Origin of the sequence: Pseudomonas sp. KNUC1026 (assembly GCF_021650705.1) — a bacterium.
Classification (GTDB): domain Bacteria; phylum Pseudomonadota; class Gammaproteobacteria; order Pseudomonadales; family Pseudomonadaceae; genus Aquipseudomonas.
On sequence record NZ_CP087138.1, the window covers coordinates 4,497,716 to 4,513,433 of the forward strand.

At 58.9% G+C, this 15,718-nt stretch carries 17 protein-coding genes; 2 read left to right on the forward strand and 15 right to left on the reverse strand.

The window, feature by feature from the left end; translation table 11 throughout:
- Positions 1-54: 54 nt before the first annotated feature.
- A complete protein-coding gene (locus LN139_RS21225; protein WP_236356652.1) occupies positions 55-579 on the reverse strand; it encodes a DUF3617 domain-containing protein in 525 nt (174 codons plus the stop codon).
- A 136-nt stretch (positions 580-715) separates the two neighbouring features.
- Between LN139_RS21225 and cls the strand changes: the two genes are divergently transcribed.
- A complete protein-coding gene (gene cls / locus LN139_RS21230) occupies positions 716-2,155 on the forward strand; it encodes a cardiolipin synthase (protein WP_236356662.1) in 1,440 nt (479 codons plus the stop codon).
- 102 nt (positions 2,156-2,257) lie between these two features.
- Complete coding sequence (locus LN139_RS21235) at positions 2,258-2,563, forward strand: hypothetical protein (protein ID WP_236356664.1); 306 nt, start codon at positions 2,258-2,260, stop codon at positions 2,561-2,563.
- 279 nt (positions 2,564-2,842) lie between these two features.
- Here the strand turns inward: LN139_RS21235 and LN139_RS21240 are convergent, their stop codons facing one another.
- The 14 genes from LN139_RS21240 to LN139_RS21305 form a co-directional block, all read right to left on the reverse strand.
- A complete protein-coding gene (locus LN139_RS21240) occupies positions 2,843-3,283 on the reverse strand; it encodes a hypothetical protein (RefSeq protein ID WP_236356666.1) in 441 nt (146 codons plus the stop codon).
- Between the two features lie 102 nt (positions 3,284-3,385).
- On the reverse strand, positions 3,386-5,221 hold the full coding sequence (glmS, locus tag LN139_RS21245; RefSeq protein ID WP_236356667.1) for a glutamine--fructose-6-phosphate transaminase (isomerizing): 1,836 nt from the start codon (positions 5,219-5,221) through the stop codon (positions 3,386-3,388).
- 3 nt (positions 5,222-5,224) lie between these two features.
- Complete coding sequence (locus LN139_RS21250; RefSeq protein WP_236356677.1) at positions 5,225-6,004, reverse strand: DeoR/GlpR family DNA-binding transcription regulator; 780 nt, start codon at positions 6,002-6,004, stop codon at positions 5,225-5,227.
- A 95-nt stretch (positions 6,005-6,099) separates the two neighbouring features.
- A complete protein-coding gene (glmU, locus tag LN139_RS21255; RefSeq protein ID WP_236356679.1) occupies positions 6,100-7,467 on the reverse strand; it encodes a bifunctional UDP-N-acetylglucosamine diphosphorylase/glucosamine-1-phosphate N-acetyltransferase GlmU in 1,368 nt (455 codons plus the stop codon).
- 107 nt (positions 7,468-7,574) lie between these two features.
- On the reverse strand, positions 7,575-8,000 hold the full coding sequence (locus LN139_RS21260; RefSeq protein ID WP_236356681.1) for a F0F1 ATP synthase subunit epsilon: 426 nt from the start codon (positions 7,998-8,000) through the stop codon (positions 7,575-7,577).
- Between the two features lie 44 nt (positions 8,001-8,044).
- Positions 8,045-9,421, reverse strand: a complete 1,377-nt coding sequence (atpD, locus tag LN139_RS21265; RefSeq protein ID WP_236356682.1) for a F0F1 ATP synthase subunit beta — start codon at positions 9,419-9,421, stop codon at positions 8,045-8,047.
- Positions 9,422-9,448: 27 nt separating this feature from the next.
- A complete protein-coding gene (gene atpG / locus LN139_RS21270) occupies positions 9,449-10,309 on the reverse strand; it encodes a F0F1 ATP synthase subunit gamma (protein WP_236356690.1) in 861 nt (286 codons plus the stop codon).
- A 48-nt stretch (positions 10,310-10,357) separates the two neighbouring features.
- A complete protein-coding gene (gene atpA, locus LN139_RS21275; RefSeq protein ID WP_236356692.1) occupies positions 10,358-11,902 on the reverse strand; it encodes a F0F1 ATP synthase subunit alpha in 1,545 nt (514 codons plus the stop codon).
- A 21-nt stretch (positions 11,903-11,923) separates the two neighbouring features.
- On the reverse strand, positions 11,924-12,460 hold the full coding sequence (locus LN139_RS21280) for a F0F1 ATP synthase subunit delta (RefSeq protein WP_236356693.1): 537 nt from the start codon (positions 12,458-12,460) through the stop codon (positions 11,924-11,926).
- Positions 12,461-12,472: 12 nt separating this feature from the next.
- The gene (locus LN139_RS21285; RefSeq protein ID WP_097087904.1) at positions 12,473-12,943 is read right to left on the reverse strand and encodes a F0F1 ATP synthase subunit B; all 471 of its coding nucleotides are present in this window, start codon (positions 12,941-12,943) and stop codon (positions 12,473-12,475) included.
- A 55-nt stretch (positions 12,944-12,998) separates the two neighbouring features.
- Positions 12,999-13,256 carry a F0F1 ATP synthase subunit C gene (gene atpE / locus LN139_RS21290; RefSeq protein ID WP_009834415.1) on the reverse strand — a complete coding sequence of 86 codons (258 nt, stop codon included), beginning with the start codon at positions 13,254-13,256 and terminating at the stop codon, positions 12,999-13,001.
- Between the two features lie 147 nt (positions 13,257-13,403).
- A complete protein-coding gene (gene atpB, locus LN139_RS21295; RefSeq protein WP_236356694.1) occupies positions 13,404-14,273 on the reverse strand; it encodes a F0F1 ATP synthase subunit A in 870 nt (289 codons plus the stop codon).
- Positions 14,274-14,289: 16 nt separating this feature from the next.
- Positions 14,290-14,697: a F0F1 ATP synthase subunit I gene (locus LN139_RS21300; protein ID WP_236356696.1), complete on the reverse strand. Its 408-nt coding sequence runs from the start codon at positions 14,695-14,697 to the stop codon at positions 14,290-14,292.
- Positions 14,698-14,845: 148 nt separating this feature from the next.
- A complete protein-coding gene (locus LN139_RS21305) occupies positions 14,846-15,718 on the reverse strand; it encodes a ParB/RepB/Spo0J family partition protein (RefSeq protein WP_236356706.1) in 873 nt (290 codons plus the stop codon).

Here is a 15,718-nt window from a genome sequence, read left to right on the forward strand (position 1 = left end):
ACTATACGCTTAGTGTTACGTTATAACAAATTAACGTGTTTCACGTGGAACATTTCAAGTACGTGGTTTCACTGTTCCACAGTTCGGCCCCAGCCACACTGCGCGAGTGTTCATGCTGCCTTTTTGTTGAGTTCCTGAGGCATTGAAGGTGCCATTGACGGTAGTCGTGAACTCCTTGTCACTGGCGAAGCGCGCTTCACCGTTACCTTGCGCTCGCGGGCAGCTGAAGGTGAATTTCCACACGTTGCCATTACGCTCGGTGATGCGTTGGGTGCAGCCGGATTTGGGATCTTGAAGGGGAATGTCGTTAGCCTTCACCTGTTCAGGTGTAAGGCACGATTGGACGCCGTTACCGCCTACGGTGATGCCTTGCTTGCTCAGGGTTTGCTCCATCATGGCGCGTTGTTCCGGAGGTAAATTACGCAACTGGCCGAGCAGGAATTGCATGTCAGGAAGTGGCTTGCCATCAACTTGCATATTGCTGGTGGTCAACTCCCACAGCCCAGGCTGCAGCATCTGGCCGTAGGCAACAGGAGAAGCGATCAGCACGGCGGCAAGGGTGGCGGCTTTGAAACGCATGGCAAACTCCGGTCAGGTTAACTGGCTATATGGACCAGCAATAAGCTCATACGTTGCCCGAATGGGCACAGCAGTGCCACTCCCGGCAACTATGCTTGTCCAACCAGAACGAGCCGTTTCGCTTGATAGGTCTTTCATGGACGTCCATAGCCCGTTGTTCTTCGGATTGCTGCTAGGCCTGGTGCATACACTCGGTGTCATCGCCGCCGTGCATGCGCTGTTCACCGTGCGCACCTCTCAAGGTGCCATTGCGTGGGCCATGTCGCTGTTCTTCATCCCGTACTTCACGCTGATTCCCTATTTGATGTTTGGCCGCCGGGCGTTCGACGCTTACATCGACGCGCGGCGGCAGGCCAACAGGGAGATGCACAGCGCAATCGCTGATCTGAACTGGCGGCCCTGGATCGAAGAAGCTCTGGCAGCCAAAGCTTCAAGCTCCTATGGAGAGCTTCGTGCTTTGCGCAAGCTGGGGCGAATGCCGTGCCTTGCCAATAACAAGGTTGGCCTGCTGGTCAACGGAGAAGCGACGTTCACCGAAATATTTGCCGCCATCCGCAACGCGCGCCAAGTGGTGCTGATCCAGTTTTTCATCATCCACGATGATCTGATCGGCCGCCGCCTCCAGGCGTTACTGATAGAGAAGGCAGCTGCGGGAGTCGAGATCTTCGTTCTCTACGATAAGGTGGGCAGCCATGCCCTGCCCAAGCGCTACATTGACACCCTGACCAAGGCCGGCGTGCAGATGCGAGCATTTTCTACCCGCAAGGGTCTGTTCAACCGCTTCCAGGTAAACTTTCGAAACCACCGCAAGATTGTCGTGGTCGACGGCGAGAAGGGATTTGTGGGCGGCCATAACGTCGGTGATGAGTACCTGGGCGACCACCCCCCTCTTTCACCTTGGCGCGACACTCATGTTTGGGTAATAGGGCCGGTAGTGGCGTGCCTGCAGGAGTCATTCGCCGAGGACTGGTACTGGGCAACCCGTAGGTTGCCTCCGCTGCTGCTACCTGATGAATACCCCGACGACGGACTGCTCTGCCAGGTGCTGGCCAGTGGGCCGGCAGACGAGCATGAGACATGCGCACTGTTCTTCATGGAAGCAATCCACAGCGCTCGGCAGCGAATCTGGATCACCAGCCCCTACTTTGTGCCGGACGAAGCGGTCAGTGCCGCATTGCGGCTGGCAGTGTTGCGCGGTGTGGATGTTCGCATCCTGCTGCCGTCCAGGCCCGATCACAAGATCGTGTATGCCGCGTCCAGCCTGTATGCCTTCGAAGCGGTGCGGGCGGGCGTGAGAGTCTTTCGCTACCAACCTGGCTTCCTGCACCAGAAGGTCGTACTGATCGACGATGAAATCAGCGCCATCGGTAGCGCCAATATGGACAACCGATCGTTTCGCCTCAACTTCGAGGTGATGCTACTGACCGTTGATGCAGGGTTTACGAGTGAAGTGGAGGCCATGCTGGAAAACGACTTCAGCCAGTCGCATGAGCTGAGTGCAGCAGACATCACCGATACCCACCGCCTGCAGAAAATGAGTATGCGCATCGCTCGGCTGATCGCCCCGGTGCTGTAGTAAAACTACAGAGTTTTCTGACAGAAAATGCAGAAGCGTCCTGCATCCGCTCGCAGCGCAGGCATCATCTAATGCCCTCATCACTTTCATGAGGGCATACCGATGCACAGTCACAACCTGTTTCCCGAGCCAACCACCTTGTCCGTAAGCGATGAGATTGAAAGCTGTTTGAGTATCAACACGCCCGATGCGCAGATCGGCCTGATGAACTTGCTAGGGCTGGTCAGCCATGAGATCGCCCAAGAGAACGATGGTGTATTGCACACCCTGAGCTTTCGAAATGGGCATCGTTTGAAAGTGTTCAGCGATGGCACGCTGGTGACGGTGGTGGGTAAACGAATCAACTTTCACCCCAGTGAAATCTATCCGTTCAATACGTTACTCGGAGAGCCTGGGGAACAGCTTTGAGCTGTATTCCAACTGACCCGAAGTGAACTCCCGGTGGATGCGTTCGGTGTCCGGGATCGGGTGGCTCAGACGCCCTCTGGGAGCGCAATGTGAGGCTTCGAGTCAGCGCTCGAGGGCTCCGGCAGCGAAAGGGGTTGTGACCCTATAAAAAGATGGCCTCGCCCCGCACGATGTCAGCTATAGCGGCCGACCAGCGTTTGATCAGGTACATTTGCGAGAAAACGGGTGGAGTGTACATCCCATGGAAAGTCGCTCCTCACCCTTCTCCAGAACAAATAGTCAGTAAAGGCCGGTTGCACTACCAGGTTCGCATACCGGAACCTGATGCGCGCTGACCATGTTGTAGTTGAGCAGGAAGCCCACGCTACCTTCGGACTCAGCCACTTCAGCCACCCAACCAATAGGGTTGATGAACAACGAATTGTCATGGTTCAGCACTCCGACAGCCGCAGTGGTCTCATCAAAATCCCAAACGACATCGCCCCAGTGCCAGCCTTGCCCCTCTACGTATTGATGGCCGAGCAACGCGCCAAGCGCGAATATTTCACCTTCAGAGGGCGGGGTGCCATTCGCTTTGCAATTACGTATCCACTCCGTAATCGCCGCCACCACATCAACCGGAGCGTGGCCTTGGGTAAGGCCCAGTAAGCCGAGCCCCTGGTCTATCAAAACGCTGAGTTCCTCTACCAGGTTAGCAGGCACCTTACTGACTTCAGCCATTTCTTGTTCCTTTGTTTGAAACCTGCGTTCGGGCGGAGGCAGGCTGTTTCGCTCAGCCTGAAGCTGATTGACCCACCTGCGCAGCGCCCATTGACTCCTGCTTTACTCCACCGTCACCGACTTCGCCAAATTCCTCGGCTGGTCCACATCGGTGCCCTTGAGCACTGCCACATAATACGAAAGCAGCTGCAACGGAATGGTGTAGAGGATCGGTGCCAATGCGTCATCGACATGAGGCATCGCAACCACGGTAGTACCCTCGCCATTGCTCAACTGCGCCTGAGCATCAGCGAACACCACCAACTCACCGCCGCGTGCACGCACTTCCTGCAGGTTCGACTTGAGCTTTTCCAGCAACTCGTTGTTTGGGGCCACGGTCACCACGGGCATGTCCGCGTCTACGAGCGCCAGAGGGCCGTGCTTGAGCTCGCCGGCTGGGTATGCCTCGGCGTGGATATAGGAGATTTCCTTGAGCTTGAGGGCACCTTCCATGGCCACGGGGAATTGCGCGCCGCGGCCAAGGAACAGGGTGTGGTGCTTCTCGGCGAACAATTGCGCGACTTGCTCGATGGTGCTGTCCATCGCCAACGCTTCGCCCAAGCGCACCGGCAGGCGACGCAGCTCTTCAACCAGGTGAGCCTCAACGCCTTGCTCCAGAGTCCCTTGAGCCTGGCCGATCCCTAATGTCAGAAGCATCAGCGCCACCAGTTGCGTGGTGAAAGCCTTGGTTGAGGCTACGCCGATTTCCGGGCCTGCCTGGGTGAGCAATGTAAGATCGGATTCGCGTACCAGGGAGCTGATGCCCACGTTGCAGATCGCCAGGCTCCCCAGATACCCGAGCGACTTGGCATTACGCAGTGCTGCGAGAGTATCGGCTGTTTCACCCGACTGGGAGATGGTGACGAACAAGGTGCCTGGCTGAACTACGACCTTGCGGTAGCGGAACTCGGAAGCCACTTCCACCTGGCAAGGCACACCCGCCAAACCTTCAAGCCAGTAACGCGCGACCATGCCCGCATGGTAGCTAGTACCACACGCCACGATCTGCACATTGCGCACCTGGGCAAACAACGCAGGCGCCTGTGGCCCGAAAGAGGGCACCAGCACCTGCCCTTGACCCAGGCGACCTTCGAGCGTGCGCTGAACTACGCTGGGTTGCTCGTGAATTTCCTTGAGCATGAAGTGGCGGTATTCGCCCTTGTCGGCCGCCTCGGCGCCTTCTTGGTGCTGTACTACTTCGCGATGCACCGGTTGGCCATCGGCCGCCCAGATCTGCACTGACTCACGAGTAATCTGTGCGATGTCGCCCTCTTCCAGATACATGAAGCGGTCGGTGACCTGGCGCAGGGCGAGCTGGTCGGAGGCCAGGAAATTTTCTTCCAGGCCCAACCCGATCACCAACGGGCTACCACTGCGCGCAGCGACGAGGCGATCGGGCTGGCTCAAGCGAATGGCTGCCAGGCCGTAGGCACCGTGCAGTTGCTTGACAGTGGCCTTGAGCGCAGCGACCAATTCGCCGTGCTCTTTGAGTTTGTGATGCAGCAGGTGAGCGATCACCTCAGTATCGGTTTGCGAGCTGAAGACGTATCCGAGGCCTTGCAGTTCGGCGCGCAGAGGCTCGTGGTTCTCGATGATGCCGTTGTGCACGATTGCCAGCTCACCGTTGGAAAAATGCGGGTGAGCGTTGCCTTCGGTAGGCGAGCCGTGTGTAGCCCAGCGAGTATGGGCAATCCCCAGGCCACCGTTGAGCGGGGTGGTTTGAAGGGAGGCCGCCAGTTCGCTGACCTTACCGATACTGCGCCGGCGCTCGAGTTGGCCGTCACGGGTGACCACCGCCACCCCGGCACTGTCGTAGCCGCGGTACTCAAGGCGCTTGAGCCCCTCGACCAGCACAGGGATGACATTACGTTCGGCGACTGCGCCAACGATTCCACACATGGTTCAAATCTCCTGGGTAGCGGGGGCGCAGATCAGCGTAACGCCGAGGCCCCGGATGTGATCGCGCGCCTCGGGCGCCAGGCGATCATCGGTAATGAGTACATGGACACTGCTCCAAGGCAGCTCCAGATTGGGAATACGGCGGCCGATCTTGTCCGATTCGGCAAGCACGATGACTTCGCGAGAAACCTGCGCCATGACGCGGCTCAGGCCCAGCAGCTCATTGAATGTGGTGGTGCCACGCTCCAGGTCGATGCCATCAGCACCAATGAACAGCTGGTCGAAGTCATAAGACCGCAGCACCTGCTCAGCGACCTGGCCCTGGAAAGATTCGGAATGGGGGTCCCAGGTGCCGCCGGTCATCAGCAGAACGGGCTCATGTTCGAGCTCGCGCAGCGACGTGGCAACTTGCAGGGAGTTGGTCATCACCACCAGCCCAGGCTGCCGACCCAACTGCGGGATCATGGCGGCCGTGGTGCTGCCGCTGTCGAGAATGATGCGGGCGTGTTCACGAATGAGCTTAACAGCGGCCTGTGCGATCGCCTGCTTGTGCACAGATACCTTATGCACAGGCTCCTCGATCATTTCGCGAGGTACCGGTACAGCCCCACCATAACGGCGCAGCAGCAATCCGTTACTTTCTAACGCAGCGAGATCCTTGCGGATCGTCACCTCCGAGGTATGAAAGTGCTGCGCAAGGTTATCCACAGACACTTCACCCGCCTCTGAGAGGAGCGCAAGAATGCGGTGCCGGCGTTGTGGGGTATTACGTTTTGGGATCATTAAGTTTCGATTCGAAAGTTAAGTGCGCGAATCAAAACCTAAAATGCAGCTGAGGTCAAGGCCAGTGTTCACCGGCCCTGGACTGTGCATAACTTTTAAAGCTTGGGCTTCTTCACCGGCCGGGCCCAACCTTGCACGTTACGCTGGCGGCCTCGTGCAACGCCTAGCTCGTTGGCGGGTACATCCTGGGTGATGGTGGAACCCGCTGCAGTAGTGGAGCCATCGCCCAACGTCACAGGTGCCACCAGCGCACTGTTCGAGCCGACAAACACGTCCTCGCCCATCACAGTCTGATGTTTGTTCGCACCGTCGTAATTGCACGTTATGGTGCCAGCGCCGATGTTGGTACGCGCGCCGATCCGAGCGTCACCCAGGTAGCTCAGATGGCCGGCCTTGGCGCCTTCACCCAAGTGAGCATTTTTGAGCTCGACGAAGTTACCCACATGTGCGCGGGGCCCCAGTTCGCTACCAGGGCGTAGACGAGCAAATGGGCCAGCATCGGCACCCTCGCCTACCACGGCGCCTTCAAGGTGACTATGGGCCTTGATGACTGCGCCTTTGCGCAGAGTGCTGTCCTTGATCACACAGTTTGGGCCGATATGCACGTCGTCCTCGATGACCACCTCGCCCTCCAGGATGACGTTCACGTCGATCAGCACGTCGCGGCCGATTGTTACGCTGCCACGGACATCCAAACGGGCTGGATCGCGCAATGTCACACCCGCTGCCATCAGCCGTAACGCTTCACGGTGCTGATAATGGCGCTCCAGCTCAGCCAACTGCCGGCGATCATTGGCGCCCTGCACTTCCATGGCATCGAGCGGTTGCTCAGTGGCTACAACCAAACCATCGGCCACAGCCATGGCAATGACATCTGTCAGGTAATACTCGCCTTGGGCGTTATTGTTGGACAAGCGGCCCAACCATTGGGCGAGCCGTTCACGAGGCACTGCAAGAATGCCAGTATTGCCCTCGGAGATCGCCTTCTGCGCTTCGCTTGCGTCTTTCTGCTCGACGATGGAGGCAACCTTGCCCTGCTCGTCACGGACGATTCGGCCATATCCGGTCGGGTCGCCCAGTGTCACGGTGAGCAATGCGATCTGGTTGTCAGTCACACGGGCCAGCAGGCGTTGCAGGGTATCTACCTGAATCAGCGGGACATCGCCGTAGAGAATGAGCACGGTGGCGGCTGACAGAACGGGCAGCGCTTGCGCCACTGCATGTCCTGTACCCAGTTGCTCCGCCTGGATGACAAAATCCAGGTCGGGGGCCTGAAGCTGTTCTTTGACCTTGTCCGCGCCATGCCCCACCACGACGTGGATACCCACAGGGGAAAGCGCTCGTGCGCTGTGGATAACATGCCCGAGCATAGAGCGGCCGGCCACAGGATGAAGCACCTTGGGTAATGCGGAACGCATGCGGGTGCCCTGGCCAGCGGCGAGTACGACGATATCGAGAGACATAAGGTGAAGTATCCGTTTCTGATCGACCACCCGAAACACGCGTGGCCAGAAAAAGAAAAAGGGTAGCCGAAGCTACCCTTTCTACTCAACGCAAGGTGCCGATGAAATCAACCACCGAACTTCTTGCGGATCTGCTGGATGGTACGCAGCTGGGCAGCGGCCTCGGCCAGGCGGGCGGAAGCCGCGCTGTAGTCGAAGTCTGCGCCTCTTTCGTTAAGAGCCTTCTCGGCGGCCTTGACGGCCTCCTGAGCGGAGGCTTCATCCAGGTCGGCAGCGCGTTGCACGGTGTCGGCCAAGACCTTCACCACGTTAGGCTGCACCTCGAGAAACCCACCGGAGATGTAGAACACCTCGGCTTCACCACCCTGCTTGATCACACGGATCGGGCCCGGCTTGAGGTCGGTCAGCAAGGGCGCGTGGCCCGGAGCGATACCGAGATCACCCAGGTTACCGTGCGCGATTACCATCTCGACCAGGCCGGAGAAGATTTCCCCTTCCGCGCTGACGATATCGCAATGGACAGTCATAGCCATCTGTTTGCCTCAACCTGAGGGGTGCCCGCAAGCGGGCACCAGGATTACAGTTTCTTGGCTTTCTCGATCGCTTCGTCGATGCTACCGACCATGTAGAACGCTTGTTCCGGCATATGATCGAAGTCACCGTTGAGGATGCCTTTGAAGCCTGCAATGGTGTCCTTGAGCGAAACGTACTTGCCCGAGGCACCGGTGAAGACTTCAGCCACGAAGAACGGCTGGGACAGGAAGCGCTGGATCTTACGAGCGCGGGATACCAGCTGCTTGTCGGTTTCGGACAGCTCGTCCATACCGAGGATAGCAATGATGTCCTTCAGCTCTTTGTAGCGCTGCAGCACATACTGAACGCCGCGAGCGGTCTCGTAGTGCTCCTGGCCAACAACCAGCGGATCCAGCTGGCGCGAGGTCGAATCCAGTGGGTCGACCGCAGGGTAGATACCCAGCGAGGCGATGTCACGGGACAGTACGACAGTGGCGTCCAAGTGGGCGAAGGTGGTCGCAGGCGACGGGTCGGTCAAGTCATCCGCAGGAACGTATACGGCCTGGATGGAGGTGATCGAACCTTGCTTGGTCGAAGTGATGCGCTCTTGCAGCACGCCCATCTCTTCGGCCAGAGTCGGTTGGTAACCTACGGCAGAGGGCATACGGCCCAGCAGTGCAGACACTTCGGTACCGGCCAGGGTGTAACGGTAGATATTATCGACGAACAGCAGAACGTCGTTACCTTCGTCACGGAATTTCTCGGCCATGGTCAGGCCGGTCAGGGCAACGCGCAGGCGGTTCCCTGGTGGCTCGTTCATCTGGCCGTAGACCAGGGCAACCTTGTCGAGAACGTTGGAGTCCTTCATCTCGTGGTAGAAGTCGTTACCCTCACGAGTACGCTCACCCACACCTGCGAACACGGAATAACCGCTGTGTTCGATGGCGATGTTACGGATCAGCTCCATCATGTTCACGGTCTTGCCGACGCCGGCGCCGCCGAACAGGCCGACCTTGCCGCCTTTGGCGAACGGGCAAACCAGGTCGATTACCTTGATGCCGGTTTCCAGCAGGTCGTTGCCGCCAGCTTGCTCAGCGAAGGAAGGCGCGGCGCGGTGAATGCCCCAGCGCTCTTCTTCGCCGATCGGGCCGGCTTCGTCGATCGGATTGCCCAGCACGTCCATGATACGGCCCAGTGTGGCCTTGCCAACCGGGACAGAGATGGCCGCTTTGGTGTCGACCACGTCCAGGCCACGCTTGAGGCCTTCGGTGGAACCCATCGCAATGGTACGCACCACGCCGTCGCCCAGCTGCTGCTGAACTTCCAGAGTGGTTTCAGCGCCTTGAACCTTCAGGGCGTTGTAGATGTTCGGCACGCTGTCACGCGGGAATTCCACGTCGATGACGGCGCCGATGATTTGAACGATACGTCCGCTACTCATAGCTGGATCCTCTGAATATTTGAACCGTTAAACCGCGGCAGCGCCGCCGACGATTTCCGAGATCTCCTGGGTGATCGCAGCCTGACGCGCCTTGTTGTAGATCAACTGCAGTTCCTTGATAACGGAACCGGCGTTGTCTGTGGCGTTCTTCATCGCGATCATCCGCGCAGCCTGCTCGGCCGCGTTGTTCTCGACCACCGCCTGGTAGACCTGCGACTCCACGTAACGCACCATCAAGCCGTCAAGCAGCTCCTTGGCGTCGGGTTCGTACAGGTAGTCCCAGTGATGCTTGAGTTCCTGATCCGGGGTTGCAACCAACGGCACCAACTGCTCGATGGTGGGCTTTTGCACCATGGTGTTGACGAACTTGTTGGACACCACGGCCAGGCGATCGATACGGCCTTCCAGATACGCATCGAGCATCACCTTGACGCTACCGATCAGATCGTTGATCGATGGCTCTTCGCCCAGGTGGCTGATTGCGGCTACGACGTTGCCGCCGAAGTTGCGGAAGAAGGCTGCGCCCTTGCTGCCCACCACGCAGAGGTCAATCTCGACACCCTTCTCGCGGTTGGCCGACATGTCCTTGACCAAGGCCTTGAACAGGTTGGTGTTCAGGCCACCGCACAAGCCACGGTCACTGCTCACCACCACGTAACCGACACGCTTTACTTCGCGTTCGATCATGAAGGGATGGCGGTACTCCGGGTTGGCGTTGGCCAGATGACCGATCACCTGGCGGATACGCTCCGCGTACGGGCGGCTGGCAGCCATGCGCATTTGTGCTCTGCGCATCTTGCTGACAGCCACTTTTTCCATGGCGCTGGTAATCTTTTGCGTGCTTTTTACGCTCGCAATCTTACTGCGAATCTCTTTTGCGCCTGCCATGTATCACCTATCAGGTTAGCAAGCGGGGGCTTACGCCCCCGCTGCGGCTTACCAGGTCTGGGTGGCCTTGAACTTCTCGATGCCAGCCTTGAGGCCTGCGTCGATTTCGTCGTTGAAGTCACCCTTCTCGTTGATCTTCGCCAACAGTGCGGCGTGATCACGCTTGAAGTAAGCAATCATGGCCTGCTCGAAGCTGCCCACCTTGTCGATGGCCACGTCGGTCAGGAAGCCACGCTCGGCGGCATACAGCGACAGGGACATATCGGCAATGGACATAGGCGCGTATTGCTTCTGCTTCATCAGCTCGGTAACACGCTGGCCGTGCTCCAGTTGCTTGCGGGTCGCTTCGTCGAGATCGGAAGCGAACTGAGCGAAAGCAGCCAGTTCACGATACTGAGCCAGAGCGGTACGAATACCACCGGACAGCTTCTTGATGATCTTGGTCTGGGCTGCACCACCAACACGGGATACCGACACACCGGCGTTGACCGCCGGGCGCAGGCCCGAGTTGAACATGCCGGTTTCCAGGAAGATCTGACCGTCGGTGATGGAGATCACGTTGGTCGGAACGAACGCGGAAACGTCGCCAGCCTGGGTTTCGATGATCGGCAGGGCGGTCAGGGAACCGGTCTTGCCTTTCACTTCACCGTTGGTGAACTTCTCTACGTACTCTTCCGAAACGCGCGAGGCACGCTCCAGCAGGCGGGAGTGGAGATAGAACACGTCGCCTGGGTAGGCTTCACGGCCTGGCGGACGGCGCAGCAGCAGCGAGATCTGGCGGTAGGCAACGGCCTGTTTGGACAGGTCGTCGTACACGATCAGAGCATCTTCGCCGCGGTCGCGGAAGTATTCACCCATGGTGCAGCCGGAGTACGGAGCCAGGAACTGCAGGGCAGCCGATTCCGATGCGCTGGCGGCAACGATGATGGTGTTGGCCAGGGCGCCAGCTTCTTCAAGCTTGCGCACGACGTTGGCGATGGTCGACTGCTTCTGGCCAACGGCCACGTACACGCAGAAGATGCCGCTGTCTTTCTGGTTGATGATGGCGTCGATGGCCAGGGCGGTCTTGCCGATCTGACGGTCACCGATGATCAGCTCACGCTGGCCACGGCCTACCGGGATCATGGCATCGACGGCCTTGTAGCCAGTCTGCACAGGCTGGTCGACCGACTTACGCCAGATCACGCCCGGTGCAACTTTTTCGACAGCGTCGGTTTCGGTGGTGCTCAGCGGGCCCTTGCCATCGACTGGATTACCCAGTGCGTCGACAACGCGACCCAGCAAGCCCTTGCCTACCGGAACCTGCAGAATACGGCCGGTGCACTTGGCGCTCATGCCTTCTGCCAGGTCGGTATAAGCACCCAGGACCACTGCACCCACCGAGTCTTGCTCGAGGTTCAGGGCCATGCCGAAGACGCTGCCCGGGAATTCGATCATCTCGCCGTACATGACGTCGGTCAGACCATGGATCCGCACGATACCGTCAGAAACGCTGACGACGGTACCTTCGTTGCGGGCTTGGGAGGTCACGTCGAGTTTCTCGATGCGCCCCTTGATGATTTCACTAATTTCGGAAGGATTGAGTTGCTGCATTGCTCTGCTGCCCCTTCAAACTCAAGATTTCAATGCTTCGGCCAGTTTCGCGATTTTGCCGCGAACCGAGCCATCGATTACCAGGTCGCCGGCGCGGATGACGACGCCGCCGATCAGGCTGGCATCCTCCGACGCGTGCAGGCGAACTTCCTGGCCGAGCCGTGCACTGAGAACCTTGGCGAGTTTGTCTTGCTGATCTTGGTTCAACGCAAAAGCACTGGTGACTTCCACGTCCACGGATTTTTCCTGCTCGGCCTTGTACAGGTCGAACAGCGCAGCGATCTCCGGCAACAGCAGGAGGCGCTCGTTTTCCGCGGCAACATGAATGAAATTCTGTGCCTGGGCGTCAAACTTGTCGCCGCACACTTCAATGAAAGCGGCGGCCTTTTCGTCGTTCGTCAGACGCGGGGCCTTGAGCATGCGCTGGATGGTGCCGTCTTGCGACACCGCAGCGGCCAGGCCAAGCATCGCTGACCAATTGGCCAGCTGCTGGTGGGCCTGGGCATGCTCAAAGGCTGCCTTAGCGTAAGGTCGGGCCAACGTGGTCAGTTCTGCCATGATCGCCCTCGCTTAGATCTCTGCGGCCAATTTATTGACCAGATCCGCGTGTGCGTTTTGATCGATCGAAGCACCCAGAATCTTCTCCGCGCCAACGACAGCCAGGCTGCCGACTTGTGCACGCAGGGCGTCCTTGACGCCGTTGATTTCCTGCTCGATCTCCGCTGCCGCCTGAGCTTTCAGACGATCGGCTTCGACGCGAGCCTGCTCGCGAGCTTCCTCGACGATCTGGTTGCCGCTCTTCTTGGCCTGCTCAATGATTTCGCTTGCCTGAGCCTTCGCTTCGCGCAGTTGCTGACCCACTTTATCTTGGGCCAACTCCAGGTCGCGAGCAGCACGGCTGGCAGCGTCCAGACCATCAGCGATCTTCTTCTGGCGTTCCTGCAATGCCGCGATGACCGGAGGCCATACGCACTTCATGCAGAACCACACGAAAATGAAGAACGCAACGGACTGGCCTATCAGGGTTGCATTAATGTTCACGCCAACACCTCGCTCGTTCTTAGTCCATCACACCCGGTCACTCGAAAACGAGTGATCAACCGGCGACTTGAGCGACGAAGGGGTTTGCGAAGGTGAAGAACAGGGCGATACCCACACCGATCATGGTCACGGCGTCGAGCAGGCCGGCGACGATGAACATTTTGACTTGCAGCATCGGGACCATTTCTGGCTGGCGAGCAGCGCCTTCCAGGAACTTGCCACCCAGCAGGCCGAAGCCGATTGCGGTACCCAGAGCGCCCAGGCCGATCAGCAGAGCAACAGCGATAGCGGTCAGACCAACTACAGTTTCCATCTTTCCTCCCGACTTTTTACGTCGTATTGGTTAGGTTTCTTAGGTTTTTAACGGTAAAGCAAAGTCGTTACAGGGGCCCTGCCGGGGCGCGGCCCCTGTTCCCGCCCAGAAGGGCAGAAACAGTACACAAGACGCGCCAGACGAGCCTTAGTGGTTATCTTCGTTGGCCATCGACAGGTAGACGATGGTCAGCATCATGAAGATGAACGCTTGCAGCGTGATGATCAGGATGTGGAACACAGCCCACGCCCATTGCAGTGCGATACCCAGGCCGCTCAGCCAGAGAATGCCACTGCCGAACATCACAGCGATGAGGATGAACACCAGCTCGCCGGCATACATGTTGCCGAACAGTCGCAGTGCCAGCGAAACCGGCTTGGCGATCAGGGTGACGAACTCGAGCAGGAAGTTGACCGGGATCAGAATGATCTGAACCGCAATGTTCTTGCTGCTGAAAGGATGCAGGGTCAACTCGCCCAGGAAGCCGCCGATCCCCTTGATCTTGATGCTGTAGAAGATGATCAGGGCGAACACCGACAGAGCCATGCCCAGCGTTGCGTTCGGGTCGGTCGTGGGGACGGCACGGAAGGCGATTTCGTGGTTACCGGACAGCTTTGCGGCCACTTGAGGAATCCAGTCGACCGGGATCAGGTCGACGGCGTTCATCAGGAAGACCCAGGCGAAGATGGTCAGGGCCAGCGGTGCGATGACGGCACTACGGCCGTGGAAGCTGTCCCTGACGCTGGTGTCGACGAACTCCACCAGCACTTCGACGAAGTTCTGCAAGCGGCCGGGTTGGCCGGAAGTGGCCTTGCGTGCAGCCATGCGGAACAGCAGCACGAACAGCAGGCCCAGTGCTACGGACCAACCCAGGGTATCGACGTGGAATGCCCAGAAGCCCATTGCCTTGGCCTCGGCAGCAGAGTGCGCCAAGCCCCAGGTGCCGTCAGGAAGTTTCCCGAAGGTCAGGTTCTGCAAGTGGTGCTGTATATAGCCCGATGCGGTTTCTGCTGCCATGGTTGCCTCAAACGCCCTAAGGTCTCGAAAATCTTGTTTTCATGAGCAGGGGCGCAAACCAGCTGACCGATTGGGCCAGCAGAAAGCAGCCAAACAGCGCCAACGGCGCCAGTGGCTTAACCCCCGCGAACGCCAGTGCAAACAGCACTGCCGTGAGAATCATTTTGCCCGCCTCGCCGGCATAGAACGACCGAACGATGGCTTGGGCTGCCCTGGCGCCGGAATACCTGAACGCCTTATAAGCAAAATAAACATTCGGAAGCCAGGCAATCACGCCGCCAATCAGGCCGGAGTAACCGCTGACCGTTCCGTAAGCCCGCCACACTACACCGGCAGCTACCAACGAAACCAACATTTGCGCCAAAAGAACCGGGAACACCGGCCACCGATGAAAGGGCAAGCGGTTTGGCGTGCGGGTTTCCATCGACTTGGCTCCTTTTGGCCGGCCTGCCTTGAATCAACGACTTGGCATAAAATGTGCCGGCAAAATGCGCGCAGAGTATAGGGGTGGTTCAGCCCCTGTTCAACTGCCGCAGGGGCATTTCCGACTGGGCGACCACACCAGATATGTTTCAGCGAATGTGCGCAAGAACGCCCTGAAGTTCATCCAGCGAGTTGTAGCGAATCACGAGTTGGCCTTTGCCCTTCTGGCCATGCCGAATCTGCACCGCAGAGCCTAAACGCTCAGCCAGGCGCTGCTCGAGCCGGGTGATGTCCGGGTCGGGTTTGGCAGGCTCGGCTGGCGCAGGTTTGCCACTGAGCCATTGCCGAACCAGCGCCTCGGTCTGGCGTACGGTCAGCCCTCGTGCGACAACGTGTCGCGCCCCCTCGACCTGTTGATCGTCAGGCAAACCGAGCAGCGCGCGCGCATGCCCCATTTCCAGGTCACCGTGGGAAAGCATGGTCTTGATCACATCCGGCAAGGCGATCAAACGCATCAGGTTCGCCACGCTGACACGGGACTTGCCCACAGCGTCCGCGACCTGCTGCTGGGTCAGCTGGAATTCCTGCTGCAGGCGTTGCAGGGCGATGGCTTCCTCGACCGGGTTGAGGTCCTCGCGCTGGATGTTCTCGATCAGCGCCATGGCGATAGCCGCTTCGTCGGGCACCTCGCGCACCATTGCCGGGATAGTGTCCAGGCCCGCTTGCTGGCTGGCGCGCCACCGCCGTTCCCCGGCAATGATTTCGTAACGGTTCTGGCCGATCGGGCGTACCACGATCGGCTGCATCACGCCCTGGCTCTTGATCGACAGCGACAATTCTTCAAGCGCTTGCGGGTCCATATCGCGGCGCGGCTGGTATTTGCCACGCTGGATCAGGTCCAACGGCAAGTGCTGCAACTCGCTTTGGTCGATGCTGGCCGCCTGCTCTTCCAGCACGGTCGCGTTGGAGCCACTGAGCAGTGCGTCGAGCCCGCGGCCGAGCCCTCGTTTCTTGACAGCCAT